Origin of the sequence: Streptomyces sp. NPDC021224 (assembly GCF_044332905.1) — a bacterium.
GTDB lineage: Bacteria > Actinomycetota > Actinomycetes > Streptomycetales > Streptomycetaceae > Actinacidiphila.
In genome coordinates this window covers 16,432-43,291 of the sequence record NZ_JBIRPW010000024.1, presented here as the reverse complement: position 1 = coordinate 43,291, position 26,860 = coordinate 16,432, and the positions used below count along the sequence as shown (strand labels likewise).

Below are 26,860 nucleotides of genomic sequence, written 5' to 3'. Positions count from 1 at the left end.
TCCCGCAGGAGCGAACCATGCAAAGACCCCCACGCCCGAGCCGGCTGCGAGCCGCCCTGGCCGTCGTGCTCGCCGGATTGGCGGCGCTGTTCCTCCAGACGGCCGGACCGGTCGCAACAGCCCGGGCCGCGGTTCCGGGCCTGCACGTCAGTAACGGACGGATCGTCGAGGGCAACGGCGCCGACTTCGTGATGCGCGGAGCCAGTCACGCCTACGTCTGGTACCCCGGTCAGACCGGCGCGATCGGTGACATCGCGGCCAAGGGAGCCAACACCGTCCGCGTCGTGCTCGGCGGCGGCAACCGATGGACCAGGACGGACGCCTCCCAGGTGGCCTCCCTCATCAACCAGTGCAAGCAGAGCAAGGTCATCTGCGTCCTGGAGGACCACGACACCACGGGGTACGGCGAGGATGCGGCCGCCGCGTCCCTCGACCAGGCAGTCGCGTACTGGAGGAGCGTCAAGAGCGCGCTGGACGGCCAGGAGGCCTACACCGTCATCAACATCGGCAACGAGCCGTGGGGCAACAGCAATTACGCCCAGTGGACCGCCGCGACCAAGAGCGCCGTGGCGCAGATGCGCGCCGCGGGCTTTCATCAGGCGCTCATGGTCGACGGCCCGAACTGGGGCCAGGACTGGTCGAACACGATGAAGGACAACGCCGCCTCGGTGCTCGCCGCCGACCCCGACCGCAACACGATCTTCTCCGTCCACATGTACGGCGTCTACAACACCGCCGACAAGGTCACCGGCTACCTGGACGCATACGTCAACGCACATCTGCCGGTCGTCGTCGGGGAGTTCGGCTACCAGCACACCGACGGCGACGTTGCCGAGGACGCGATCATGGCCACCGCCCAGTCCCGCGGCCTCGGATACCTCGGCTGGTCCTGGAGCGGCAACGGGGGGGACGTCGCCTATCTCGACATGAGCAACGGCTTCAACCCCGGCTCACTGACCTGGTGGGGCAACCGTATCTTCTACGGCAGCAACGGCATCGCGTCGACCGCCGTGAGAGCCTCCGTCTACGGCGGCGGCTCGGACCCGGGCACCGCCCCGAACGGATACCCGTACTGTGTGAACGGCGGCGCGACCGATCCTGACGGGGACGGATGGGGCTGGGAGAACAACCGCTCGTGTGTGGTCCGCGGCGGTCCCGCCGACGGGGCTGCGAACCCGGGTACCGCCCCGAACGGATACCCGTACTGTGTCAACGGCGGCGCGACCGACCCTGACGGGGACGGATGGGGCTGGGAGAACAACCGCTCCTGTGTGGTCCGCGGCGGTCCCGCCGACTGACGTCCACGCACGCTGTCCCGCACCGTCGGCCGCGGCGCACGCCGCGGCCGACGCGTGGCACGGCTGACCCGCCCGGCCCTCGGCGCCGCGCCCGTGTCGGCACTTCCCCGCTCACCTCCCTGGGCCGACGACGACGGCCCCCTGCCGGGAGACGCGGGCGTCGTCCAGCATCGCCACCGTTGCCGTCGCCCCACCATGTCCAGCAGCACGTCGAGCGTTCGCACGCCACCTGCTTTGACGCCGACCTTCGCTCCGACCGAGCGCGCATCAAGGCGATTGGAGCGACAACGCGTTGAAAGCCCAGGTCCCGGACGCGGACAAGCCCTACGCCTACAGCGACTTCTACCAGGTGCACTGGTACGACTGGGAGAAGGGCGACGGCTACGATTTCTCGCCCTGGGAGAACCGTGGCCCGTCCTTCTACAACGACGACGACAACCCCGTGATCATCGGTGAGATGCCCGCCATGGACGACAACTACTTCACCGAGGACGCACCGGCAGTCACGGCGTGCGGCTCGCTGCAGCCGGCGGACTCCCGCTCCGGCGGGCCCTCCGGGGTCCCGCCTTCCGCAGCACGTGATCCGCCTACACCCCCGAGGAACGCCATGCCCACGCCGTCGTCCAGCGCCTTCGAAGAAGCGGCGGCAGACGTGCGTGCCGGTGCCCCGGCCGATGAGTCCGCGCTGCGGCTGCTCCAGCAGACGACGCCCGCGGAGAGACTCGACCTCCTCGACGGCCTTCCCCGTCCCCATGGCCCGCGGCGCCACCTGGGACACCGAGCTGGAGCACAGCGGATAGGCGAGGCGATCGGTAAGGAGGTACGGGCCCAGGGAGGCGACTTCTTCGCGGGTGTGTGCGTCAATCTGCCCCGGCACCCCGCATGGGGACGCATCCAGGAGGCCTACGGCGAGGACCCGTTGCTGCTCGGCGCCATGGGGGCCGTCCTCACCCGGGTGTGCGCCGCCACGTGATGGCCTGCGCCAAGCACTTCGCGCTCAACAGCATGGAGAACGCCCGCTTCACCGTCGACGGTCAACGGCGAGTGGTGCGGCCGGCATCCCGATCTGCTCACCGACGTGCTGCGCGAGGAGTGGGGCTTCGAAGGCGTGGTGATCTCCGACTTCGTCTTCGGACTGCGCGACGCCGCCGCCTCGCTGTCGGCAGGCCTGGACATCGAAGCCCCCTTCCGCCAACAGCGGTTCCGGCACCTGCCCGGCGACCTGGCCGCCGGCCGCGCACGCTGGGAGGACGTGGACCGCTCGGCGCTGCGCATCCTCGCCACTCAGCTCAGCTCCGCCGCCCGGTACCACGGCACGCCGGTGCCCGGACCGGAGGTCGTCGCCTGTCCTTCCCATCGTGCTCTGGCGCGCGCCGCTGCTGCCCGGTCCATGGTGCTGCTCCGCAGCGAGCCGGTCGACGGGCGGCCCGTCCTTCCGTGGGACCGGGACGCGTTGCGCCAGGTGGCTGCGGTGGGCCGCCTTGCCGACCTCCCGAACACCGGCGACCACGGATCCTCCGACGTCAGGGCGCCCGAGGTAGTCACCTTCCTCCAGGGACTGCACGCCGCGCTGCCGGCCACCGACGTCGTGTATACCGACGGCGAGGACGTTCAGACCGCGGCCCGGCTCGCGGCGGACGCCGACACGGCGCTCGTGGTCGTGGGACACACCGCTGACGACGAAGGCGAGTACGTCAGCAGCGAACTGTTCACCGACCCCGAACTCCTGGAGCTCTTGCCGCCTGCTTCCACCGCGGAGGGCGCATCGGAGGGACCGGACCAGGAGCGGAACACCGGCCAGACGCCACTGGGCGGAGAGGCCGGCATCATCGGGAGCTTCAGCACCGGCGGCCACGATGCCGACGACCGGCTGACCCTGCGCCCTGAGGACGAGGAACTCATCCTGGCTGTGACGGCCGCCAACCCGCGCACGGTCGTCGGCATCGTGGCCGCCGGCCCCGTCCTCACCGGGCGGTGGCGCGACCAGGCCCCCTCCCAGCTGATGCTCTGGTACGCCGGGATGGAAGGCGGCAACGCCCTTCCCGACGTATTGCTGGGACGGTGCGACGCCGCCGGCCGGCTCCCCTTCCGTTCCCGAGTACCCCGGACCACCTGCCGGACTTCGACCGGGACGCACGCGTCGCTCAGTACGACCTCTGGCACGGACAGCGTCTCCTGAACCGCCGCGGACTGCGGCCGGCACACCCACCGGGCTTCGGCCTGTCCTACACGTCCTTCACACTGTCCGACCTGCGGATGGCGGCGCCCACCGGTGACGCCGGCCAGCGGGAGGAAGCCGAGGTCTCCGTGCTGGTGACCAACACCGGATCCCGCCCGGGCAGCCATGTCGTGCAGGTCTACGCCGCCCGGGAGGACGGTCCTTTCGACGACACCGTCCGCGCCCTGCTCGGGTTCGCCCGGCTCGACCTCGACGCCGGCGAAGCCCGGAGGATCTCGGTCCGGGCCTGCCTGCGCCCCCTGCAGCGGCGGCACGCCGACGGTTGGGCCGCCCCCTCCGGCACCTACCGGGTGGAGGCCGCGGCTCACTGCGGCGACCCCGCGGCAGCTGTTGTCCGCGTCGTCCTGAGCGGGGCCGGCTTCCCGCCCGAGGCGTGTTGAGCGCCCGGGGAGCTGTGGCAGGGCAGTGCCGCCGGACGCTTTCCGTGTCAGCCGGAGACGTGGGTCAGGCGCAACGTCTGCAGGGCGTAAGGGGCCAGGCGCAGCTCGGTGCCTACCGGATGCCGCCCGGGGAGGGATGACTCGTCGAGCCGGACCTGCCGCGCCGTCATCCCCGGTGGGATCGTCAGGCGCACGTTGACCCGGTCGCGGGTGGGGTTGGAGATCCGCAGGATGACGCCCTGCCCGTCCTCGGCCGGCTTGAGCGCGGTCATCGGGGCGCCGGTGACGGTGAGCGACTGCGGCGACCGGGGCACCGGCGCGGTGCCCGGGCGCAGGGGCACCGCGTACAGCGGGGACCTGACCGCGGTGGCCAGCCGGACGAGGCCGGCGTCGCCCGCTGCCTGCTGCCCGGCGCTGAGCAGGAGCCGGAAGTGCTGGGGGCCGTGGCACTGGGCCTCCGGTGTGGCCAGCATCGGGCCGGCCCCGGTGGTGCGAGCCGCCAGATCGAAGCGGGAGAGCCAGCCGACCGAGCGCAGGAGGGTGATGGCGAGCTCCTCGCTGCCGGAAGCGGTGTGCGGCGCGGCGAGCCCCGTCCGCTCGTGCAGCCCGGCAGCCGCCACGGCAACTCGCCCCGAACCACTGCCCACCGCGCTGACGGTCTGCACCGGCACCGCGCCGTACTCGGCCTCGTGCGCGGGCTGTGTGGGCAGCGGTCCCATGTCCGGGCCGACGGGGTGGTCGAGCAGGCTGAAGTGGGTGTCGGCGGTCCACGTCCCGGCGGGGGACGGGGTCGGGAAATGGACGCGCAGGCGGTGGTCGTCGGCGGGGTTGTCGAACCGGACGTCCCATTCGAGGGGAGCGTCGGCTTCCTGCCAGGCGGTGACGGTGACGCGGACCTGGACCGCTGTCATCTCGGTGCTGCGGGCGTCGCGCGCGGGGGTCAGCCCGCTGGACAGCATGAGCTCGGCGTCGAGCTCCAGAGCGGTACGCACCGGCGAGGTGCGGCGGCGCACCGAGCGCAGAGTGGCCGTGACGGGGGCGTCGCCCGGTACGGGGTCGAAGTTGTACGTGTCCCCGCGGTCGCCCTCGTCGACGAGTCGTCCGAGGCCGGGTAGTTCGGTGCCGTCGGGCAGGCGCAGGCACAGTGTGGCGTCGTCGGAGGCGATCAGGTCGGCGCCGCCGACAAGGGACAGGGTGCGTTCGTCCTGCTCGGTGCTCGGCTGCGCCGCCTCTGCGGGCCGGTCGGCGAGCCGCACGGTGTACACCGCGTGCCCGAGCGCCGGCACACCGCGGGCGAGCAGGGCCACCCGGTGACGGAAGGCGGCCCGCGAGTCCGGCATGAGGTCGATGTCCGCCTCGAACGCGGTCTCCGGCCCGAGCGGCACCGTCTCGAACGGGATCTCGACACCGTCCGGGTCGAGGACGGCGGCCGGGTGGGTGCCCGGCGCGGTCAGTATCTCGACGGTGACCGGACCGCCGGCTTCCTGCGGGCTGGGGTTGAGGACGGCGAAGCACAGTTCGCGGTCGGCGGGGGCCCCGTACTGGCGGGTGTCCAGGCCGGCTGCGTGCAGGGCGCGCAACACCACATGGCCGGCGGCCTCCCGTACCCGCTCGAAGCGGGTGGCGTTCTCCCGGTGCACCTCGTCCACGCTGCATCCGCAGATGGAGTCGTGCGGGGAGTTGCGCAGCAGCAGTTCCCAGGCATGGTCGAGGTCGGCGGCCAGCGAGGGGTCGTCCGGCGCGTGCAGGGCGAGCAGCGGTTCGGCGCGCTGTTCCAGGAGGGTCTGTGCCTCGGCGTTGGCCTGCTTGAGATAGCCGCGGGCCGACAGCGTGCCCGGCAGAATGAACGTCAGCCGGCCGGGCCGGTGGCGCAGGGGGCCTTCGACCAGCGGCAGGCTGTTTTCGTCCGCAGCGGCCCGCGCGGCTGCGAAGAACTCCTCCAGGGTGCTGTGCCGCAGTTCCACTTGCTCCTGCGCGGCCGCTCCAGCGACGTCCCGCAGGGCGGCGACCGGGTCGGAGGGTGCCAGGTGGTCGCCGCCGTTCATCAGCAGCCACGGGCCTTCGGGAAGCCGGTCCCGCTCCGCCCGTGCGAACTCCTTGAGCCGCAGGACGCGGCCCTGCGCGCCGTCCGGCTCCGGCCACAGCACCTCGGCCGCGTGGTAGCCCTGGTTCACCGCGAAGACTTCCGAGCCGTCGGGGGAGCGCCACCGGAAGCGGGCAATGCCGTCGGGCGCGCCGCGCCACACCAGGGCGGTGTCCATGCCGAAGCCGGTGAGGATGCGCGGCAGGTCGGCGGGGTGGCCGAAGGTGTCGGGGCAGTACCCGACGGGCGACAGGCCCGCGGCCGTGGCGCCCCAACGCCGGGCGGTGAGCAGGTTGCGGATCAGGTTCTCGCCGGAGACGAGCTGGTTGTCGGCCAGGACGTGCCAGGGGCCGAGCGTGAGCCGGCCGGCGCGGGCGTGGTCGCGCAGACGTTCCGCGAGGTCGGGACGCAGTGCCTGGACGTCGGACAGCACGATGGTCTGGCCGTCGAGGTGGAAGGAGGCCATACGGCCGTCGTCCAGCTCGTCGCAGACCCGCTCGGCGAGTTCGGCCAGCCGGGCGCGGAAGGCCTCGAAGGGGCGGTACCACTCGCGGTCCCAGTGCACATGGGTGAGGACATGGCAGTCCACGGCGGGCGTGCCGGGACGGGCGGCGGGGGTGCTCATACGGGGCTCTCCGTGGGGTGGGCGGCCAGCGCGGTGACGAACCGCCGGGTCAGGTCCGCGGGTCGGGTGATGGCGCCGCCGACGACGACGCAGTGGGCGCCGGCCGCGAGGACGGCGGCGGCCTGTTCGGGGGTGGCGATGCGGCCCTCGGCGACGACCGGGGTTCCGGTTCGCGCGGCGAGCGACGCGACGAGGTCCAGGTCCGGGCCGGTGGCCGGGGCCCAGGGCGCGCTCGCGTCGGTGTAGCCGGACAGCGTCGTGGCCACCAGGTCGGCGCCCGCCGCGGCGGCCGCGAGCCCTTCCTCCAGCGTCGAGACGTCCGCCATGACCAGCACCCCGGCCGCGTGCAGCGCCGCGAACGTGGCGGCGATGTCCAGGCCGTCGCCGCGCGGACGGCCGGTCGCGTCCAGCGCGACGATGTCGGCACCCGCCTCCGCGACGGCCAGCGCGTGGCGCAGCGTCGGGGTGATGTAGACGCCCTCCGCACCGTCCTTCCACAGGCCGATGACCGGCACGCCCACCGCGCCGCGCACCGCGGCCACGTCCTCGGGGCCGTTCACGCGCACGGCCGCCGCGCCGCCCATCACCGCCGACCGGGCCATGGCCGACATGTGGACCGGGCCGTACAGCGGCTCACCCGGCAGGGCCTGGCAGGACACCACCAGCCTGCCGGCGAGTGCTGGCACCGGCGACTGCCGGGCCGGAGCCAGGTGGTGGGGCGGTGATCCTTCGTTGGGGTGCACAGAATGCCTTTCTCAGCGTGCGGTGCTGACGTCGAGTGCGCGGTGGACCGCCGTGCCCAGCGCGGTCACCGCGTCCGGCCACGCGGAGCCCACGGCCACCGCGGGGGGCTCCAGGCCTGGCGCGAGGCGCCCGGCGGCGCCCGTCAGGGCCGCGGCATCGGCCTCGTCCACAGGCCGCCCGAGCTGGGCTTCGAGGGTTGCCAGCCGCTCGCCCGCGAGGCCTCCGGCGGCGGCGAGCAGATGGGCGTGCGCGAACACGGGGTGCTCCGGCGGCACGTCCAGCAGCCATGCCAGCGGTACGCCGGCGCGTACCAGGTCCTGCTGGACGCCGACGCGCGCGGCCGGGTCGGTGGCCGCCCGAAGCGGCGTCAGGCCGCGGCGGACGGCGTTGGCGGCGAGCGTGCCGGCGGCCTCGCCGACCGCCCACTCGCCGTGGTGGACGCGGTAGGCCGCAGCGGCGACCTGGGTGGCGGCCAGGTTCTTCGCCGCCGCCACCAGGTTGACCGGCTGCGAGCCGACCAGCGCCGACAGCGGGATCTGGAAGGGCGCGGTAGGCGCGTAGGCCGAGCCGGGATGACCGACCCGGGCGTGCAGGTCCATATGGTAAGAGGCCAGCCCGCAGGAGTCGGGCATGTTCGCCGCCCGAGCCCGTCCGGGCACCGGCAACAGGTCCTGCTCGCGCACCGGCCGGGCGGAGGCCAGCCGGCGCGACTCGCGGACGTACGGCTCTGCCGCCAGGCCGTCCGGGGTGCCGGCGGCCTCGGGGGAAAGCCGCAGCCCCGGGTAGCCGAAGCCGCTGCCGTCGTCGCGCGGGCACTCGGTCTGCAGCCAGTGCAGGAACGCCAGCGACAGGGCGCGGGCCTCCTCCGTCGCCCGCCGCGGCTCGTGGACGAGCGAGGCGTCGGCGTAGTCGTTGCCGGACCAGTTGATCAGGGCGATGTCCGGGCCGCCGAGCACGCCGCCGTCGCGCAGCCGCCGGTAGGTCCAGAACGGGGGATGGCCGTCCGGCCCCTCGGTGAACATCCGGTAGCGGTGCCTGCGGTCGTCCCATCCGGCGATCTCCAGGGTGAACGGCTGGCCGTCCCGCCAGCGCGAGTAACCCTGGGGCCGCGGCACGGTGTGGTCCTCGCCGGGCCGGTGCTCCACGGCGAAGCCCACCGTGCACGACTGGACGGCGTGCGGGCGCGGCCCGCCCGGCAGCGCCAGGCTCTCGCCATAAGCCTCGGTCCCCTCGGAGCCGACCACCCAGTCCGCTCCGGCCTGCGGCAGCAGCGCCCCGGTCTCGGTGGCGTCGCAGAACACCTCGGCGGCCACGGTGACGTCGTGCCCGGGACCCTGCACCGCCTCCAGCCGCACCTCGCCGACCACGTCCGCCTCGCGCACCACCGCGGCGGGGCGAAGGCCCGTCAGCACCGTCAGCCGTCCCGCCCGTACGTGCGGTGCGAGCAGGTCGGCGAGGACGGCCCGCGCGGCGGCGGGCTCGAAGCACAGGCGGCTGACCCAGCCGCCGCCGGGGTTGGCGACACCGCCGTACCGCGCGCGCAGTGCCTCGCGGAGCCCGCGGTAGGAGGCCGAGATCCCGCCCCGCTCGACGTGCGGGTGCTCGTCGAGCGCGGGGACGAGCTGGGAGGTGATCTGGCCGCCGAGCACGTCCTGGTCGGTGGTGAGGACGACGGTGCGGCCGGCGGCGCAGGCCGCCAGGGCGGCCGCCACCCCGCCGAGGCCGCCGCCGATCACGGCGACGTCGGCGTGGACGCGCGGGGGAGGGGAAGAGGTCATCGCTGGGGCTCCTGCGGCGGTTCGCCGGGGACGAGGGAGAAGTCGATCTCGAAGGTGCGGTGCCAGGGCAGGCGTACCGAGGGCCGGTCCACGGCCAGGCCGCCGAAGGCGGGCAGTCGGTCGCGCAGCGCGGCCAGTTCGGCGGCCGCCGCGCGCAGGGCCGGATGGCCGGCGGGGACGTGGTCGTGGCGGGCCGGGTCGCTGCCCAGGGCGGCGCGGGTGCGCCCGCGCACGTGGGACATCCAGCCCCAGTCCTCCACCAGCCGGTGCAGCAGCAGCCGCTGGTGGGCCGGCACGTCCAGCCGCCCGGCACGTTCGGCCGAGACGGACGCGACCAGGTGCGCGGCCACCGTGCCCAGGGTGTTCCCCGCGGTGTTCCACCCCGCGTAGGCCGTCAGGCGCTCCAGCACGCCCGCCTCGCCGAGCGCGGCGACCAGGGCCGGATCCGCGCCGTTGGGCTGGGCGCAGTCCGCGACCGCGACCCGCGCCCCGGCGTCCAGCAGCGCCACCGCGCGGTCGGCGACCGCACGGGCGGCCCGCTCGTCCGTGCTGCCCGGCGGGCTGACGGCCCAGTCGCCGCCGGGCGCCGGGGTGTGGACCAGCAGGACGGCGTCCCGGCCGCCGGCCGGTGCCCCCGGCGGCAGCGGCACCGCGCCCGCGGCGTGCAGCTGCCCGGCGGCGGTGGCCGCGACGGGCACGTTCTCGTAGGCGGCCACCCGGTCCAGCCCGGCGCGGTCGGCCGCCTCGACGGCGACTCGCACCGGTCCGGTGCCGAGCAGGTCGCGTACGGTGCGGGCGACCAGTACCGTGCACGCCTCGTCCGCCCCCGGCCGTACCGAGACCCGGTCGGCCAGGCCCGCGACCGACGTCCAGCGCCTCAGGTGCTCCAGCTCCCATGTGGCGAGCGCGTGCGGGGCGGTGTCGTCGGCCCCGACCACCAGGGAGCGAGCGGTGCCGTCGGCGGCCAGTTCCAGGGCGGCGAGGTTGAGCGCGTGGTTGCGGAGCCGGCGGGTGAGGAAGTCGGCGCGCACCTCGTCGGGGACACCGGCGTCTTCCCCAGGGCCTCCGTCACCGGCCAGACCGCGGTGGAGGTCCGCGGAGAGCCGGTGCAGGGCGGGGCCGTAGGGATCCCAGTAGTCCGGCTCCTCCATCGCGTCGGCGGAGTCGGGGGTGCGGGTGACCAGCGTGACGGCGTGCACCGGGGTGCCCCGGCGGCCCAGCTCGCGCAGCGGCTGCCAGCGTGCCGCGACCGTACCGGCGTCGGCCGGTGAGGTCCGGGAGGCGATCAGGCCGCCGTAGCCGAGCATCTCCAGCGACACCACCGCCGCGTCGGCACGCTGCCCGGCGAGCCACCCGCCCAGCGCGGCCGGGTCGCCCGGCTCGCGGACGGAGGGCAGGATCCCGGCGGGCGGCAGCAGGAGGTCGACGCCCGCGACGGCGGCGACCATGCGGGGCAGCGACGTGCACGCGGGGCGCTCGTCCAGGGGCAGCAGGGCGACGCGCGGGCGCGTGCCGCCGGGGCCGGGGGTCATGAGCGTCCTCCTGCGGACGGGGTGAGGGTCCGGTCCGGTACGGCGGCCGTCCGGCGCGCCTCGGCGGCGGCTCCGACCAGGACGGCCGTGCCGCCGAGTACGGAGGTCGCGACCCGTACGCCGGCCAGCGACGGCAGCGTGCGCGTCCGCACCGCCTCGCGGACGGCCCGCGGGTACCAGGGGCCGGACGCCAGGACGCCGCCGCCCAGGACCACCACGTCCGGGTCGAGGACCGACACGACACCGGCGAGCGCGCCGCCCAGCGCGGCCCCGCCCGCCGTCAGGACCTCCCGTGCCTCCGGGACGCCCCCGCGGGCGAGGGCCGCCACGTCCGACAGGTCGGCCAGGTCCCGGCCCGGCAGCAGCGCCCGGCCCCGTACGGTCATCGCGGGACCCGAGGCGACCGCCTCGACATGGCCGGTGGCGCCGCACGGGCAGACCAGCCCGGCAGCAGCCTCGACGCCCACATGCCCCAGGTGGCCCGCGGCGCCGTGCGTGCCGCGCACCACCGCGCCCCCGACCGCGACGGCGCCGCCCACGCCGGTGCCGGCCATGGCGGCCACCGCGCTCCGGCAGCCGCGGGCCGCCCCCGCCGCCATCTCACCGGCGAGGAACGCCTGTACGTCGCCCAGCACGGTGGCCGGGGCCCCGAACTCCTCCTCGAAGGCGTCCGCGACGCGCGTTCCCGCCCAGCCGGGCAGCGCCGACGTGGCGGCCGTGACCGTCCGCCCGCCGGCGTCCACGACGCCCGCGGTGCCGACGCCCACGCCCGCCGGACCCGCGGCGGCGGCCTGCGCCAGCGCCCGCCGGGCCAGCCGCAGCGCCGTGGCGAGGACGGCCGGGCCGCCGTCGCCCGCCGGAGTCGGCTCCGTCACCGTGGCGACGACGCGATACCCGGCGGTCACCACGGCGGCGGTCGTCTTGGTGCCGCCGATGTCCACGGCCAGCACGTCCGTGCCGCCGGGGGAGGGCGGGTGAGGGGATGTCATGGATGCCGTTCCCGGGTGATGGTGAAGTGGAAGTCGTACCGGTCGGCCCGGTACAGGCTGACGGCACGTTCGACCGCCCGGCCGCGGGCGTCGCGCGTGAGCCGTTCGACGTGCAGGGCGGGGAACTGCGGCGGCACCTTCAGCAGCCGGGCCTGCGCCGCGTCGACGACCGTGGCCCGTACCGTCTGGTCGGCCGCCTCCGGCGCCGCGCCCTGCCGGTCGAGCACGTCGTACAGCGAGTCGGGCGCGCCCTCGTCGAGCAGACCGGGCACCAGGTGCTCGGGCAGCCACACGTTCTCCAGGCACATCGGCACTCCGTCGGCGGTCCGCAGCCGCTCCAGGTGCACCAGCGGCGCACCCGGCTCGACGAACAGGTCCCGCGCGTTGTCGACGTCGGCCGGCACCCGCTCCATGACCAGCAGGGTGCCCGCGGGCACCATGCGGCGGGCCCGGATGTCCTCGGAGAAGGACGTCAGCCGCAGCGACTTGCTGATCGTCTCCGCCTCCGCGACGAAGGTGCCCGCGCCCTGCACGCGGTAGATCCGCCCCTCCTGCGTCAGGCGCTCGACGGCGCGGCGCACGGTGACCCGGCTGACGTCGTAACGCTGCATCAGTTCGCGTTCGCTCGGCAGCATCTGGTGTGCCTGCGCCGCCTCGACCAGGTCCAGCAGCCGTCGGCGCAGCACCTCGTGCTTCGGCTCGCGGACGGTCCGCACCTGCGTCCCCGCGGAAGCGGAGGTGGTGGCGGGCTCCTGCTCGGTGTTCCCTGTCATTCCTTGACCGCTCCTTCGCCTACGCCCCGGAAGAAGAACCGCTGCAGCGCGAAGAAGAGCACCAGCAGCGGTACGACGGCCATCATGGTGCCTGCCGCGACCACCCGCTGGTCGTCGGTGAACGTGCCGGACAGGTACTGGATGCCGACCGTCAGCGTGTACTTCGCCGGATCGGACAGGACCACCAGCGGCCACAGGAAGTCGTCCCAGGCGAAGACGAAGCTGAAGATCGCGACCGCCGCCAGGCTTCCTCCCACCGAGGGGAGCGCCACGCGGAAGAACCGCTGCATCTCGCCCGCCCCGTCCAGCAGCGCGGCCTCCTCGACCTCCCGGGGGAGCCGGCTGAAGGCGTTGCGCATCAGGAGCACCGACAGGCCGGAGGCGGCCAGCGGCAGCATCACCCCGAGGAGGCTGTTGGTGAGGTGCAGGTCCCTGGCCACCAGGAACTCCGAGACCATGATGCTCTCGAAGGGGATGATCATGGTGGCGAGGAAGACGCCGACGGCGATGCCGCGCCCGCGGAACCGCATCCGGGCCAGCGCGTATCCGGCCATCGAGCCGAACAGGCAGTTGGTGACCACCGAACCGAGCGCCACCAGGAGAGAGTTGCCCGCGTAGCGGAGCACCGGCACGGTGTGCAGGACCTCGGTGTAGTGGTGCAGGGTGGGGTGGTGCGGCAGGAGCTGCGGCGGATAGCCGAAGACCCGTTCCCCGGCGCCCTTCAGCGACGTGGACAGCTGCCACAGGAACGGACCCACCGTCAGGGCGAGCACGCAGCACAGCAGCAGGTAGCGTGCCGCGAGCCCGGCGGCGCGGCGCCTGCGCCGCGCGGCGTCCGCCGCGGCCGGCCGCCCGGGGGCGCCGCCGGGTCCGCGGCGCGGGCCGCCCGGGGAGCGGCGGGCCGTGGGGGTGTCGAGCGAGGTCATGCCCGGTCCTCCCGGGTGTTGAGTCGGGTGACGGCGACCGAGAGGCCGAGGGTGCCCAGGAAGAGCACCAGGCTCATGGCCGAGGCGTACCCGGCCTCGCCGCCGAGGCCGAGGCCCGTCTCGCGGATGGTGTAGACGAGGGTGCGCGCCTGGCCGCCGGGGCCCGCGCTGCCGTCGCTGAGGGTGAAGACCTCGGCGAAGACCTTCGCGCACGCGATCGCCGACAGCGTCGCCACCAGCACCATGGTGGGCCGCACGAGCGGGAGGGTGACGCTGCGGAAGCGCCGTACCGCGCCCGCCCCGTCCACCTGCGCGGCCTCCAGGAGGGAGGCGGGCACGTTGGCAAGGGCCGCGAGGTAGATGACCATGTAGTAGCCGAGGCCCTTCCAGACGGTCATCGCCATCGAGCTGAACAGCAGCCAGTGCGAGTCGGTGAGGAAGGGCACCGGCTCCGACACCAGGTGCAGGCCGCGCAGTGCCGCGTTGACCAGGCCGTCGCTCGACAGCAGCCACGACCAGATGAGCCCGGCGACCACCATGGAGGCGACCACGGGCGAGTAGAACACCGCGCGGAAGAAGCCGATACCGGCGACCCGCCGCTGGACGAGGACGGCCAGCAGCAGCGGCAGCACCACCATGCACGGCACGACCACCACGATGTACAGCGCGGTGTTGCGCACCGACTGCCAGAACTGCGGGTCGTGCCACAGCCGGTGGTAGTTGGCGAACCCGGTGAAGTGGCCGCCGCCCAGGGTGCTGGCGTCGGTGAACGACAGCACGACGGTGTTGGCGAAGGGGACCAGGAAGAAGGCCACAGCGATGGCCAGCGCCGGGGCGAGGAACAGCCAGGGTACGTACCAGCGGCGGCCGGTCACGCGGGCCTCCTTGTCGGGCTTGTCGGGCTTGTCGGTTCGGGCGGTGCGCGCACGGTGTCGTCGGGAGCGCGCCCGTGCGCGGCCGGGGGGCGTACGCGCACGGGCGGCTTGTCAGCGGGCGGCAGAGGTGATGGCGTCGGCGGCGGCCACGGCCTGGTCCAGCGCGTCCTTGGCGGACAGCTTGCCCTGGAGCGCGAGCTGGACCTTGCCGATGACGGCGGCGGTGACGCGGGCGTCGTACTGGACGGGGACGAGGTTCTTGGCCTTGGCGATCTGGGCGGCCGAGATCTTGCGCGCCTTGGCGTCCACGGAGCCGTCACCGTCCGAGGTGAAGTACGGGTCCTTCAGGGACGACAGGGTGCTGGGCAGGATCGTCACGATCTTGCTGAAGGCCAGCTGGTTCTCGGCGTTGCCGAGGTACTCGGCGAAGTTCAGCGCGGTCGTCCGGTTCTTGCTGCTCTTGGGGACCAGCAGGCCCATCACCGACATGTTGGTGGTGCCGTCGGCGCCGGTGATCTGCGGGCCGACTCCGGTCTGCGCGGCGACGGCCGGCGCGTTCTGCTTGACCACGGTCAGGAAGTTGGGCCCGGACGGGAACAGGCCGATACGGCCGGCCTGGTAGGCCTCGGTCTCCTTGCTGTGGTCCTGCGTCAGCGAGTCCTTCGGGTAGACGCCGTCCTTGTAGGCGTCCACGAGCTTCTGCAGATAGGCCACGGCCGCGGGGGTGTTGAACGTCCACTTGGCACCGGTGCTGTCGAGCAGCGGGACACCCTGCTTGGCCAGGTCGGTGACGAAGCGGTTCTCCAGCGCGGGGTGCAGCCCGTAGGACGACCCGTGCCCGGCCGCGGAGAGCTTGCGGCCGTCGGCGAGCAGCTCGTCGAACGTCGACGGCGGCGAGTTCGGGTCGAGCCCCGCCTTGCCGAACAGCTGCTTGTTGTACATGGTGACCTCGGAGGTCAGGTACCACGGGATCGCGTACGCACCGGACGTGCCGGGAACGGTGAAGGCGCTCCACGCCCCGGGGACGTAGTCGGACTTGACGCCGGCCGCGGCCGCGTCCATGTCGACGAACAGGCCCTTGGCCTCCAGCGCCTGCGCGAACTGCGGGTTGAGGTTCACCACGTCGGGCAGCGCGCCGGCTGTCGCGTCGGTCGTGAGCTTCTCCTGGGCGCCCTGGAAGGGGATGTCCACCCACTTGACCTTGGTGCCCGGGTGGGACTTCTCGTAAGCGGCGATCACCTTGTTCATGTAGTCGGTGAAGGTCGGCTTCAGCTGCAGCGTCTCCAGCGTGATCGTGCCGGAGACCTTGCCGCTGCCCGCGGCCGGACCGGAGTTCTGCGACGAAGAGCCCGACCCCAGGCCGCAGGCCGTGGCGGTCAGTGCCACGACGGTCCCGATGGCGGCAAGGTGCAGGCGTCTGCTGCTGGGCATGTCTCTCCTCGGACAGTGGAGACCACAAGGTCCACGGTCATGTCGCTCCAATTGGTAGCGACCACTTGCCGCACGTTTTCATCGAAACTCCCAGCTAGTCAAGGGCAAAGCTGTGATGAAGGGCAGATTGCTCCCTACCACTGTTGGTAGCGCGAGAAGCCTGGTATCCAAGTGGACTTACGGGCGCGCCCCTTGCCCGGACTACTCGTTCACCAGGAGCATCATGGAACCCCTGAGCAATATCAGCCCCTCACGCAGGGCGCTGCTGGGCCGTGCGGCAGGCGTGCTGATGGCCGGAACGGCCCTTCCGCTTGTGGCGGCCGGGACCAGTGCGGCGCGCAGTGGTACTGACCACTCGTCATCGCATCGAGGCGGCCGTGCGGGCCACTGCCTGGCCGACGGCCAGGCAGTCACGACCACGATCGGCTCCGACGCCTGGACGTCCGGAGTGCCCTCCGCGCCCGGCCCCACCGTGCCCCGCGACCAGCTCCGGCAGCTGCCCGGCGCCGCCGGCGGCCCGCAGATGTTCGTCTCCAACAACCCGGAGACGTTCACCGGCACCGGCTGGCTGGCGCAGTGCGGCCGCACCACCGCCAACCGCGGAGGCGCCGCCCACCCGCTGACCGGCACCTTCCCGGTCTACCTCTACCACCAGAACGGAACCGGGCGGACGGCGTACGTGCACGTCCTGGTCTCCAACCCCGGCCCGTCGCCGGTGACGGTGTCCGCGCGCGGCTCGGTGTGGACCAACGGGGACAAGCCGCTGGTCCAGGACCCGACCCAGCGTGCCGGGACCGGCCCCTGCTACGCGACCTCCCAGGACTGGGCCACCGGCAACCTGCGGACCTACCTGCCCGCCACCGTCCTCGCCCCCGGCGCCATGGCGCAGGTCGCGGTCGTCCCGCTCAGCTCGTCCATCGTCGACGGCCTGCTGGAGGTCACCGCGACCGGCGGCGGCGTCTACGTCTACACCGCGGCCACCGCCGACGGCGACACCGCCACCGCGATCAACTCGACGCAGCACGACGAGACGGCGGCCCCCGGCAACACCGCCCCGCAGACCGACACCACCTACGGCCGCGAGGCCGGTGTCTACGCCGCCTCGGCCTGGGACACCGGCGTGGTCGGCGTGGACGTCCCCGCGGCCGGCAGCTTCCTCGGCCTGGCGGTGAACACCACCCAGCGCCAGGTGGCCGCGCTGGACCAGACCGTCCCGGCGGTGGCCGCGCTCTCCGACTCCTCGCAGCGCAGCTGGGGCAACTACGGGATGCGGTACGCCGTCCGGCTCCAGCTCGCCAACCCCTCGCAGAACGCGCGCACCGTGGCCCTGACCTTCGGCTCCAACGTCACGGCCGCCACCGACGTGCCCGGTGACACCTGGAACGGCGCCGCGACCCTCACCGTCGACGGCGGCACCCCGCAGCTCACCACCGTCTACGTCCGCCCCACGGCCCCCCGCTGCCCGCTGGGCACCTTCCTGCTCCCACCGGGCGGCCGGACCCTGGTGGAGCTGGACTTCGAGGTACCCGGCCTCATCACCGCGGGCTCGCAACTGCTGCTCGAAAGCGTGTGACCCACCGGCCCCGTGACCTCCCGCGGTGCCCCCGCGGGAGGTCACGGGGGGCCGGGCAGGGGCGCCCGTCCGGCTCGAAGAACCGGCGCCCCGCCACCCGCTACGACGTGGGCAGAACGACCAGACGTCCCGCCACCGTCATCGAACGTGACCAGGCCGGACCATGAAGAACAAGCTCAGCTCGGTGGACGCGGTGCGGTGGACCGTCGCGGTCACGGGGATGTGCTCACGGTCGGCCCGTGCGGCGTAGAAGGTGTGGGAGGCGTTCGCGTAGGCCTCACCGCGCATCGCGGTCTCGAGGTCCGCGAGGGTCCGCGGGGCAAGCGCCGCGGAGGCGGCGGTGGGGACAGGGGCGGCCGCCGACGAGTGGGCGGTGGCGGCGTGGACGGGTGCGGCGAGCACGAGGGCTGCGGCGGCGGGCAGGCAGGCCGGCGCGGTCGGGGCGCGCGGTGTGTCATCGGTCTTCCTCGGTGATCAGCATCGGCCTCCCCCGGTGCTGATCCCCTCACCGAAGGCGAGCGGGCGGCGAGACCGGGACGGCCATCGGGTCGACCCCCGTCGGCGGTCTTCACCCTTCCGGGCCTGCTCGCCGCAGCGGGGCGGCCCTGGGCCGCCGTCGGCGCGTCCGTCCCCCTGGGTTCTCCGCGATGGGGCGTTCCCGGCCGGCAGAAGCCCTCGCCGCAGGCGGTCAACCTGTCGGTGCTGACCGAGATGCGGCTCCCGTGGCCGGAGGAGACGATGACGAGGTCCTGGGCAGTGTGTCCCGAGCAAGGGAGAGAGGAGACCGGAAGTGGCGATCTACGTCCTCGTCGGCGCCGTCGTCGCCCTCCTGGCGATGGCCGGGGTGTTCTGGCTCCTCACCCACAGAGAGTCCGTGAGGACCGCCGACTGCGTGACCGAGCAGGTGCGTACCTTCGGCGGCATGTTCGCGGTCATCGTGGCCGATGTCGCGGTGGTGCTGACCGCCGCCGTGGTGGTGACCCGGGCCACCGCATCCGAGCAGACCGTTGCCATCACCACCGGTGCGTTCACTGCCGTGACGTCTATCACGACGGCATATCTCGGAATCAAGGCCGTCAGTAACACGGCAAAGAACGTGATCGCGAGCCACGGCGAGCGTCGGGAGTGCGGCGCGCAGCAAAACCATCGCAACCAGCAGAACCAGGGCGACGCGTCACCCGGTCAGGGCGGCGGAGGCGCCACCAGGTCCGGGCCGACCGGCGCTTCCTGAGTTCCGTGCGGGCGTCCTTGTCCTGAGGGCGCGTCGTTCGTCCTGTCGTGGACGGGCCCGGTAGCGGTGGCGGAAGCCGACTGCGGCGGGTGCGCTGCGGCGCGAGCGTGCGCCCCGGCGGCACGCGTTGCTACGAATACGTCGATGGGGTGAAACCTCGACACAGCCCCTGTCCGGCCTCGCGACTCGGGTGGGATAACTCGTCTCATCGCGCAACGGGCCTTGGTGGCAAAGGCCTTTGAGTGAATCCCAGTGCCCGTCAGCGAGTGTCGTGGGCCGCCGCAGGCCGCCCGTCGGAGGTGCTGTCTTCGCTTGGCAGCTCCTGTCAGCGGCGCGCATCACGCAACTCGCCGGCGGTCGCGTCACGGCGGTTCTGCCGCCGGGAGGAGGCGGGCATGGTAGGCGTTTCCGGCGCCCAGGGGCAGGTGAGAGGCCCCGTCATCAGGAGGGTGTGCTACGACGGGGGAGCCCTGTCCGTCACCTGGAACCCGGTGGGCGACGTCGCGGCCGGATACCGGGTGACGGTCTTCGAGGGGGCGTCCCCCGTCGCCGAGGCGGACGCGGAATCCTCGGGGCACGTCCGGTTCCCCGTCGACCTCGCGCCCGGCAGCAGGCACGAGGTGGCCGTCTGCGCCTTCGGCGCCGACGGCGCTCCGCGCGGCTGGTCCGCCAGAGTCCCGGCCGTCGCCGACACCGTCGCCGTCGAGCGGGTCGAGAACGATCCCGTGTCGGGCAAGCCGACGCTGTGCTGGACGGCTGAAGAGGACGAGTTCCTCGTCCGGCTCGATGTCGGCGGGGCGGGCACGGGCGCCGAACGCCCCGCCACCGGACGCACGTCCACCGTTTCGCAACTGCCACCCGGCGCGTGGGCGGTGGCCTCGGTCGCGGTCGTCCGCCGTCACGACGGCGCAGTGAGCGTGGGGCCCTACGGCACCGGGCTCCCCGTCCCCACCCACCGTCCCGCGCTCCTCGCCGTACGCTTCGCCGGAGAACGCCTGCACGCCGAGTGGACCGCGAGCGCCGGCGCGGAGGCCTACCGGGTCAGCGTCCTGCACGGTGGACACGTGCTCTGGCAGCACACCACCACGGACGCGGTCACGACGTCGTTGGACGAGCCGCTGGAAGAGCCGGCGGGCACGGCCGGCGGTGACGGCGGCCGGCCGGCGTGTGCCGTGGTGGTGCAGGCGCTCGGCGCGGCGGGTTCCGGCCCGCCGTCGGCGCCGCTTCCCGTACTGTTCACCGCCCCGCGGGTGACCGCCGTGCGCTCGGACGGCAGGACGCTGTCGGTGGACGTGACGCCGCCTCCGGGCCTCGTGCCGACCGGCTACGACCTCGCCCTGCTGCGCGACGGAGTGCCTGTGCGTACCGCCGCCCCCGGCGCCGCTTCGACGTTGTCACTCCCTGTCCCGGACGTGGTGGTGGCCGAGGCCGTCTACACGGTCTCGGTCCGTGCGCGCGCGGGCCGCTCGGCTGGTCCCGCGGCCACGGCGCCTGCGCTCCTCACCGCCCCTCGCGTGTCCTCGGTCGTCTGCGGGACGGGGCTGACGGTCACCGCCACGACGGCCACGCACACCTCGGACCGGCCGATGGAGGCGCTGCTGCGGACCGGAACCGGGTCGGCCGCGTCGAGGCGGCTGGACGCCGACGGCCGCGCGGTCTTTCCCGTTCCCGCCCCTGCCCACGCTGTCACCGTCGCCGTGCGGGCCGTGGACGGCGTGGCGGCCGGCCCGTGGAGCGAGCCGGTTCCCGTCCCGACGGGGCGGGTCGGCTTCACCGCGGTCGAGGTCGGTGCGGATCGCGTCGCTCTGGCCTGGGACGGGCGCGAGGGGGCGACCTTCCGTGTAACGGCCGGCCGGTCCGGCGTGGTGACGACGGGGATGGGCGCGGAACTTCCGCTGGAGCCCGGTGCCGCCACCGCCACCGTCGCAGAGGTGGACGGCGCCGCCACCGGCCCGGTCACCTCCGTCACCCTCTTCACGGACCCCGTGCGGATCACCCGCGCGGCGGTCGACGCCGGCCGCAGGGTCACGCTGACGTGGGCCGGGGCGACCAGGCCGCCACTGACGGGCCTGCAACCGGTCGTGCGGTGGGCCGACAACACCGTCCCCCTCGACGTCATGCGTGTGAGCAACCCGCTCGTCGTCATGCTGCCCGACGAGGTGCCCAACGCCGCCACCGTGGCGTTGCGCGGGGTGTCGTTGGCGGGCAGCGGTCCCCTGGGCAACGCCGTCACGCTGCTGACCGTCGCTCCCGCGGCCCTCGAGGTCGCCTACGACGGGGCGGCGGTGGCAGCGGCCTGGGAGCCGGTCGGCGCCCCCGCCACCGACCGGTACGTGGTCGTCGTCTCCCGCCCGGACGCGCCGGATGTCGTGGTCACCACGGCGGAGCCGCGGGCCCGTGTCGAACTGCCCGCAGGGGCCGCGCTCTCCGCCCCGACCCTCACCGTCGCCGCGATGGCCGGCGGACTCGCCCGCGGCCTGCCGACCGCACCGGTGCCGCTCCTGACCGAGGCGCTCTTTCCCGGCCCGTCGTCGATCGCGCCGCGGCACGGGCCGGCGTCGGGCCCGGCAGACATCACGCTGTGCCTGCCCGAACTGTTCGCCACTCCGCAGTCCGGTGCACTGAACCTGCCGCTCGGCCTGACACTGGCCCCGGCCAGGTCCGCCCCGTACGCGTACGTCCTGGAGATCCCCGGGAACAGTCCCCTGTGGGACTTCACCGTCCGCGACGACGTGGTCCCGCAGTGGACGTCGTTGCTGGCCGGACTGGAACAACGGGGGATCACGTCCTACGGTGTCGCCGCACTGGGTGAGGCGGTCTCACGGGCGGTGCCCCAGACCTTCGCCGAGAGCCTGTACTTCGCCTACGGTCTGCGGTTCGACCGCGGCTGCTTCGACCTGCGGCCGGGCGTCGTGGTGAGGGTCGAGTACGAGGGGTACCAGGTGGCTCCCGGCCAGCAGGCCAACGCCCTGTCCGGGTACGTCACGACCGCCGTCGCCGACTACGAGGTCACAAGCGGTGACCGCTCCGGGCGGTGGTCCGCCGGCCTTGACGCCTTCCTGAACGCCCTCACGCAGGCGGGCGTGACGGTGCCCCCGCCCGTCCCGCCCGGCCCCGGCCAGGCCTACGGCGGCGGGGGCCTGCTCGACCTGTTCACCCCGACCGTGCAACTGCCCTACACCCGCGTGGTCTACCCGCCCGAGTCGCTGCAGACCACGTCCCCCGGGTCACTGCTGCCGCAGCAGAACGTGCTGTTCCTCGCCGGGGCGACACTCGGCTCCCTGGACGCCGCCACCGACAACGTCCGCCGCCGCGGAGCACCCGGTCCCGGTGTCGCGGCGGCCTACCTGCGGGGACGTGCGGTGGTCCGCCCCATGGTGCGGATCTGGGTCGACGGGGCGCAGCGGCTGGTGGCGCTGGGGACCACCCTCGGCGACGTCCTGGCGGGCGCCGCACGGCGGCCCCCTTCCTCCGCTCTGCCTCTGACCGGGGTGACCCTGCGGCGAGCCCGCGCCGCCGCGGTCCCACCCGGGGACCGGCCGTGTGACTGGAGGGTCGCGGTGGACTGGGCCGGACTGGACCCCGGCGTCCTCGACCTGCCGCTGCTGCACGGTGACCGTGTGGGGCTCGGGACGGCCGGTTGACCATGGCCGAGCCGACGTTCACCCGCAGCGGGACGACATCCCTGTACTGGACGGGCCGGGCCGGGGGCGGCGCGGCGTTCCTCGCCTCCGCACCCGGCCTGCTCGGCGACACGCCGACGCTCACCCGCACCTGGCAGGACGCCGGCGGGTGCTACGTCTTCCCGGGCGCCCCCGCGGTGGACGAAGCGGTTTTCCTGGAGGCCCTGCTGGGGTGGATCGCCTCCTACGCGCCACGCCGGGCCCCCAGATTCCTCTGGGTGGCCGACCCGGCCGCGGCCCCCACCGCATGGGTCACCTCGGTGCTGGACTGCCGGCCCGGGCCGGGGGGCACGTGGCTGTCGCGGGGCACCGCCCACCCTCTCTCCGGCTATCAGGCCGCCGTGTCCGGCGGTGGAGCCGTCGCCCCGGGGAGGACGGAAGCCGGCTGGGGGCTGACCGTCGCCGACAGCGGCGGCGAAGGCGCCGCGGTGCTGTCCTCGGCCACCGACCGGTTCCCGGCCCGGCCCGGTACGACGCTGCTGAGCATGGAACCGGGACACAGCGGTGCGTGGCGGTTCGCCCTCGACCTCCCGTCCGGCAGCGGTGACGCCTTCGCCCGGCTCGGCGCCGGAATCCGGTTCTTCTCCCCACGCGACGACGGCTACGCGGACGGCACCCACTTCGCGGCTCTGCGCCAGCCGGACGGACCGGTGCTGGAGATGTACGCGCAGATCGATCCGATGCGGCCACTCGACGGCGACCGCACCTGGCTGGGCTTCTTCTCCTGGGCTCCGGGAGGCGACGCGCCCCCGCTGCCGTCCGGATACGCCACGGTGCTCGGACACGACGTCACCCTCCGTCCGCTCGCCGCCGGACCCGCCGCCGGACCGCCGGCCCGGCTCGTCTTCGGCACCGCCCCGTACTTCGACGGCGCGCCCGGCGCCTCCGGCTGCTACCTCACTCCGGCCGGGCCGTTCTCCCTCGATGCCGGGCCGGACGGGGGCCGGGTCGTCTGCGGTACGTCGGGACTGGAGTACATCGGTGTGCCGCCCGGCGGGTGCACGGTGACCTTCCTGCCGGGCAGCCCGGCCTACGCGCGCGGTGACGGACCGCTCACACCGCTCGGCACGACCTCGTGGGTGCGCGTCGAACCGCCGGCATCCGGTACCGCGGCCGTCTACTACAGCCAGCCCGAGGACGCGCCGCTGCACACCGGCGGCGACCGGGGAACCGGTCCCTCGGCAGGCGGACCGGCCCTGCTCGGCTTCCTGGAGGTGCCGGCGGCGGACACGGCAGGCGCGGTGTTCCCGATGGCGCCCTTCCGCGGACTGGCGACGGACGCGGTGGCCGCGGCCGTCGCCCTGGAGCGGTCCGCAATCGCCCCCGCCCGCCGATCCGCGCTGCTGCCCACCGCGGACGCCGGGCCCGCCGTGGAGGGCGCCGAGACCATCGGCGTCAGCCCGCAGGGCCTCGCGGTCGGTGTGGCCGCCGACTCCGCGTGGAACTGGCTGGGCATCGGTCATGACGGGGAAGGGGGCGCCCCGCTGCCCGACCTGCGTTTCACCGCGGTCTCGGGGCGCTTCCGGCAGGCGATGCAGACCAACGACCTGTTCATGGTCCTGGGCGATCCGGACGAGTTCCACCGCTTCGGATCCGTCGGCTACCTGCTCGCCACCATGGCACTGAACGTCATCGCCACGGTCCCGGCCGACCGCGGCGGCATGCGCCCGGGGACCCTGGAGGCCGTCCGCCCGATGGCCGACCGGACCTACGGTACCCGGACGGAGTTCATCGGAGCCCTCCACGAAGCATGCGCCGACATCACCGAGGACGAGACGCACGTCTTCCTCCGCCACGCCGGCCTGATGACCGCGGACGCCGGTGGCTGGCAGTTCCGCCTGTCGCCGGACAACTGGGGGCCGTCGACCTATCTGATCATGAAGTTCGGGCTCGGCCGCAGCGTCACCGAACTCGTCGCCGACACCTCCTGCTGGGCCTGGCCCGAGGCGGCCTCGCGCACCGGCCGTCCCTCGGACGCCCAGGCGGCCCTCCACGCGGTCGTCGCCGCCGCGGCGGACGAGCCCCCGGAATCCCCGTACGCGGACTTCGCCGCACTCGTCCGGGATCCGGACTGGACGGGCATCCTCGCCCTGTCCGCCGAAGTGCCGCTCGATCAACTGCCCGCCGCGCTCCAGGTGCTGGGCGCCGGAATCGACGCGGGCGCCTTCCGCGCCCACCACTTCACGATGCCGGTCACGCCGTTCCGGCTCGTCGGGGGCCGGCCTGCCTTCGACAGGTCGGCGATGTCGGGACTGATCGACTACCAGAACCCCGAGGACCAGTACTTCACCGAGGACACCGCCTTCGCCTTCCGCGTGCTGCGCCTGGCGGTCGGGATCGGCAACAGCCTGGTCACCACGTTCACCAGCCGGGTGGAATTGCTGGTCAACCGGTTGTTCGGCGCGGCCACCCGCCTCCTGGAGACCAGCCACGGCAACAACGTCCTCCTCGACGGCTCCCTGCAACGCCAGCAGTTGCCCGGCGGCGGGGCACAGGACGCGTACGCCTTCTCGATGGCGGGGGAGGAGAACACCTTCCAGCTCCAAGGGCCCGTCCTGGGCAGCGTCGAGTTGCTGTCGACGCAGCTCGTCACCGTCAGGGCCGCCGATCCCGCTTCCGGCCGGCCGACCGCGGAGGCCGTCTTCCAGATGTCCGGCAACCTGCGGTTCTCCGAACCGGCGGCCTTCGACCCGTTCTGCTGGGGGCCGGGCGCGGACGGCACCGAGGAAGGCGGCAGCCGTCTGGGATTCGCCGGTCTCGCCGTCGCGATGTCCTTCGCCGTCGGTGACCCGGCCGGCTCGACGGTCTTCTCGCTGCGCGACGGCAACCTGTCGTTCGACACCGCGAACAGCACCGCGCGCCCCGATTCGCTGGTCAGCCGCTTCCCCGTCCGGCTCGCCGGGCTGCTCTGCACGGCCGACCCGGCACTGTCGGCCGGCGATCCTCCCCCCGCACTCCTCCCCGCCGACCTCGGCTACGTCTCCGTCACGGCACCGCTGGAGCAGACTGCGCTGACCCAGCCCTGGTACGGCCTGGACTACACCGTCGACCTGGGCACACTCGGCGCCCTGGCCGGCAGCGAGGCCCTCACCCTCCGGGTGCTCGCGGCGTGGAGCCCCGGCGGACCCGACGACGAGCCGGGCCTCTACCTCGGCGTCCGGCTGCCCGGCACCGACGGCCTGGTCGGCGTCACCCTGCCGCTGCAGGGTGTGGTGACGATGGGTTTCCGGTCGGTGGAGTTCCTCACCGACCAGCCAACCGGCACGCCGCGGACGTACACGCTGCGCCTGCGGGACTTCGCCCTGCGCCTGCTGGGCCTCGCCTTCCCGCCCGGCCACAACGACGTGATCCTCTTCGGCAACCCCGACCGGTCGGGCCCGTCGAAGGTCGGCTGGTATCTCGCCTACGCCTCGGACACCGACCCGAGGCGCCCCGCACCACCGCCCACCCGCGCGGAGACGGCCCGCCGCCGTCCGGCGCTCCGCTCCACGCAAGGAGGCGCAGGGCAATGAGCCTGACGCTGGTGACGATGCTGTCCTGCGGCCAGGGCGCGATGACCCTGGTCGAGGTCTACGACATGGGGGACCTTACGCAGCCTGCCGACTTCCTGGCGCTGATCGACTGCGGCAGCGACGACATCAATGTGCCGGGGATGACCGGAGGGGCAATCAAGTACGTCACGGACAAGGTCTTGGCCAGGAAGCCGTCAGTACTCGACCTCGTCGTCCTCTCCCACCAGGACAAGGACCACATCAACCTTCTTCCCGAATTGGGCAAGCGGCTGGGAGCGGCTGGTGTCAAGGTGAAGGAAATTTATCGCTGCGGAGTAAATTGGGACCCAGATAAGAGCGAGCCCGACGTGTTGGAATTCGCGCAGCGTGTGCATTATACCGGCTCGCTGCAGTTCGATTTGAATCCGCGCAGTGACTACTGGGCCAAGTCCCCGACATGCATTGCCCAATACAAGAAGAAAGTCTTCTTCCGTATCTTGTTCATGAATATGCCGTCAACGGTGAAGAAGGAGAAGAACCAGTCCTCCGGTGTCGTCGTCGTGGAGGACGTGTCCTCGGCGCCGCACCTGATCGCGGTTCTTCCCGGCGACATCACATGTCACACGATGGGCTGGATCCACGACCAGGTCGGGGAGCCGAATGAGCGACATCCCCTGAGGGATGTGGTGGTACTCGCTGCTCCGCACCACGGGGCACGGGCCACCGCGGTGACCCGGTGCGGCGGCAGGTGGGAGAACTTTGACCGGTTTGCTCAGACTGTGCGCCCGCAACACCTCGGTGCCAGCGCGGGGCCTGGTAATCGGCACGATCATCCGGTATTCGAGGTTCTCGACCGGTTCAGGGGGGGAGTGGACAACGTGAAAGTGGTCAGCGGTGTTTCCTCTCATGGTTACGCGACGTTCGTCGAGGCGGCCGACGAATGGGAGAACAAGACCGTTTCTGAAGGTATCTGGTCCACCGTCTCCTATTTCGATGAGGCGGAGAAGCGATTGAGCAGGAAGCGGCGGTCTCCGGCGTCGGGTGCACCGGCTGCGCCTTCGCCGTTCATCAACACGAAGATGGCCGACATCGTCATCACGCTGCACGCGACCCTGGGGGTGAAACAACGTGTCAAGCTCCGGCCGGTCACACCGGGCAATTTTCTCACCGCGCGCGACCTCGTCCTGCTGGCCCCCGCACCCTAGGAAC

At 73.2% G+C, this 26,860-nt stretch carries 19 protein-coding genes and 1 pseudogene; 10 read left to right on the top strand and 10 right to left on the bottom strand.

Annotation, left to right across the window (positions count from 1 at the left end):
• Positions 1–17 precede the first annotated feature (17 nt).
• The 5 genes and pseudogenes from ACH4PY_RS34840 (at position 18) to ACH4PY_RS34820 (ending at position 3,917) form a co-directional block, all read left to right on the top strand.
• Positions 18–1,298 (top strand): cellulase family glycosylhydrolase, encoded by a 1,281-nt coding sequence (locus tag ACH4PY_RS34840; RefSeq protein WP_398192391.1) that lies wholly within the window; start codon positions 18–20, stop codon positions 1,296–1,298.
• A 292-nt stretch (positions 1,299–1,590) separates the two neighbouring features.
• Entirely contained in the window at positions 1,591–2,271 is a 681-nt protein-coding gene (locus tag ACH4PY_RS34835; protein WP_398192389.1) for a hypothetical protein, read from the top strand.
• A 69-nt stretch (positions 2,272–2,340) separates the two neighbouring features.
• Positions 2,341–2,565: pseudogene (locus tag ACH4PY_RS34830) on the top strand (glycoside hydrolase family 3 N-terminal domain-containing protein); the annotation flags it as partial.
• Positions 2,566–2,688: 123 nt separating this feature from the next.
• Positions 2,689–3,477, top strand: coding sequence for a glycoside hydrolase family 3 protein (locus tag ACH4PY_RS34825; protein ID WP_398192477.1), 789 nt, complete (start codon positions 2,689–2,691; stop codon positions 3,475–3,477).
• 77 nt (positions 3,478–3,554) lie between these two features.
• Positions 3,555–3,917, top strand: a complete 363-nt coding sequence (locus ACH4PY_RS34820) for a fibronectin type III-like domain-contianing protein (protein WP_398192387.1) — start codon at positions 3,555–3,557, stop codon at positions 3,915–3,917.
• Between the two features lie 47 nt (positions 3,918–3,964).
• Here the strand turns inward: ACH4PY_RS34820 and ACH4PY_RS34815 are convergent, their stop codons facing one another.
• From ACH4PY_RS34815 to ACH4PY_RS34775, 9 genes are all read right to left on the bottom strand, one after another.
• A complete protein-coding gene (locus ACH4PY_RS34815) occupies positions 3,965–6,625 on the bottom strand; it encodes a glycosyl hydrolase-related protein (protein WP_398192385.1) in 2,661 nt (886 codons plus the stop codon).
• The gene (locus ACH4PY_RS34810) at positions 6,622–7,311 is read right to left on the bottom strand and encodes an N-acetylmannosamine-6-phosphate 2-epimerase (protein ID WP_398192383.1); all 690 of its coding nucleotides are present in this window, start codon (positions 7,309–7,311) and stop codon (positions 6,622–6,624) included. The genes ACH4PY_RS34815 and ACH4PY_RS34810 overlap by 4 nt, the downstream gene beginning before the upstream one ends.
• Positions 7,312–7,380: 69 nt before the next feature.
• Positions 7,381–9,147 (bottom strand): FAD-dependent oxidoreductase, encoded by a 1,767-nt coding sequence (locus ACH4PY_RS34805; protein ID WP_398192381.1) that lies wholly within the window; start codon positions 9,145–9,147, stop codon positions 7,381–7,383.
• Positions 9,144–10,679 carry a DUF4127 family protein gene (locus ACH4PY_RS34800; RefSeq protein ID WP_398192379.1) on the bottom strand — a complete coding sequence of 512 codons (1,536 nt, stop codon included), beginning with the start codon at positions 10,677–10,679 and terminating at the stop codon, positions 9,144–9,146. The genes ACH4PY_RS34805 and ACH4PY_RS34800 overlap by 4 nt, the downstream gene beginning before the upstream one ends.
• Positions 10,676–11,668 (bottom strand): ROK family protein, encoded by a 993-nt coding sequence (locus ACH4PY_RS34795; protein ID WP_398192377.1) that lies wholly within the window; start codon positions 11,666–11,668, stop codon positions 10,676–10,678. Before ACH4PY_RS34795 ends, ACH4PY_RS34800 begins: the two co-directional genes overlap by 4 nt.
• Positions 11,665–12,441, bottom strand: coding sequence for a GntR family transcriptional regulator (locus tag ACH4PY_RS34790; protein WP_398192375.1), 777 nt, complete (start codon positions 12,439–12,441; stop codon positions 11,665–11,667). Before ACH4PY_RS34790 ends, ACH4PY_RS34795 begins: the two co-directional genes overlap by 4 nt.
• The gene (locus ACH4PY_RS34785; protein ID WP_398192373.1) at positions 12,438–13,367 is read right to left on the bottom strand and encodes a carbohydrate ABC transporter permease; all 930 of its coding nucleotides are present in this window, start codon (positions 13,365–13,367) and stop codon (positions 12,438–12,440) included. The genes ACH4PY_RS34790 and ACH4PY_RS34785 overlap by 4 nt, the downstream gene beginning before the upstream one ends.
• Positions 13,364–14,242 (bottom strand): carbohydrate ABC transporter permease, encoded by an 879-nt coding sequence (locus ACH4PY_RS34780; protein ID WP_398192371.1) that lies wholly within the window; start codon positions 14,240–14,242, stop codon positions 13,364–13,366. Before ACH4PY_RS34780 ends, ACH4PY_RS34785 begins: the two co-directional genes overlap by 4 nt.
• Before the next feature lie 111 nt (positions 14,243–14,353).
• Positions 14,354–15,673, bottom strand: a complete 1,320-nt coding sequence (locus ACH4PY_RS34775) for an ABC transporter substrate-binding protein (RefSeq protein ID WP_398192370.1) — start codon at positions 15,671–15,673, stop codon at positions 14,354–14,356.
• Positions 15,674–15,896: 223 nt separating this feature from the next.
• On the opposite strand from ACH4PY_RS34775, the gene ACH4PY_RS34770 reads away from it, so the two are divergent.
• A complete protein-coding gene (locus tag ACH4PY_RS34770; RefSeq protein ID WP_398192368.1) occupies positions 15,897–17,246 on the top strand; it encodes a DUF3370 family protein in 1,350 nt (449 codons plus the stop codon).
• A 138-nt stretch (positions 17,247–17,384) separates the two neighbouring features.
• Here ACH4PY_RS34770 and ACH4PY_RS34765 read toward each other — a convergent pair whose 3' ends face one another.
• Positions 17,385–17,648 carry a hypothetical protein gene (locus ACH4PY_RS34765; protein WP_398192366.1) on the bottom strand — a complete coding sequence of 88 codons (264 nt, stop codon included), beginning with the start codon at positions 17,646–17,648 and terminating at the stop codon, positions 17,385–17,387.
• A 388-nt stretch (positions 17,649–18,036) separates the two neighbouring features.
• Between ACH4PY_RS34765 and ACH4PY_RS34760 the strand changes: the two genes are divergently transcribed.
• The 4 genes from ACH4PY_RS34760 to ACH4PY_RS34745 all read left to right on the top strand — a co-directional run bounded on the left by ACH4PY_RS34760 (position 18,037) and on the right by ACH4PY_RS34745 (position 26,856).
• A complete protein-coding gene (locus ACH4PY_RS34760; RefSeq protein ID WP_398192364.1) occupies positions 18,037–18,477 on the top strand; it encodes a hypothetical protein in 441 nt (146 codons plus the stop codon).
• Positions 18,478–18,872: 395 nt separating this feature from the next.
• Positions 18,873–22,121, top strand: coding sequence for a hypothetical protein (locus ACH4PY_RS34755; RefSeq protein ID WP_398192362.1), 3,249 nt, complete (start codon positions 18,873–18,875; stop codon positions 22,119–22,121).
• 2 nt (positions 22,122–22,123) lie between these two features.
• Positions 22,124–25,672 (top strand): hypothetical protein, encoded by a 3,549-nt coding sequence (locus tag ACH4PY_RS34750; RefSeq protein WP_398192360.1) that lies wholly within the window; start codon positions 22,124–22,126, stop codon positions 25,670–25,672.
• Positions 25,669–26,856: a hypothetical protein gene (locus ACH4PY_RS34745; RefSeq protein WP_398192359.1), complete on the top strand. Its 1,188-nt coding sequence runs from the start codon at positions 25,669–25,671 to the stop codon at positions 26,854–26,856. Before ACH4PY_RS34750 ends, ACH4PY_RS34745 begins: the two co-directional genes overlap by 4 nt.
• Positions 26,857–26,860 lie beyond the last annotated feature (4 nt).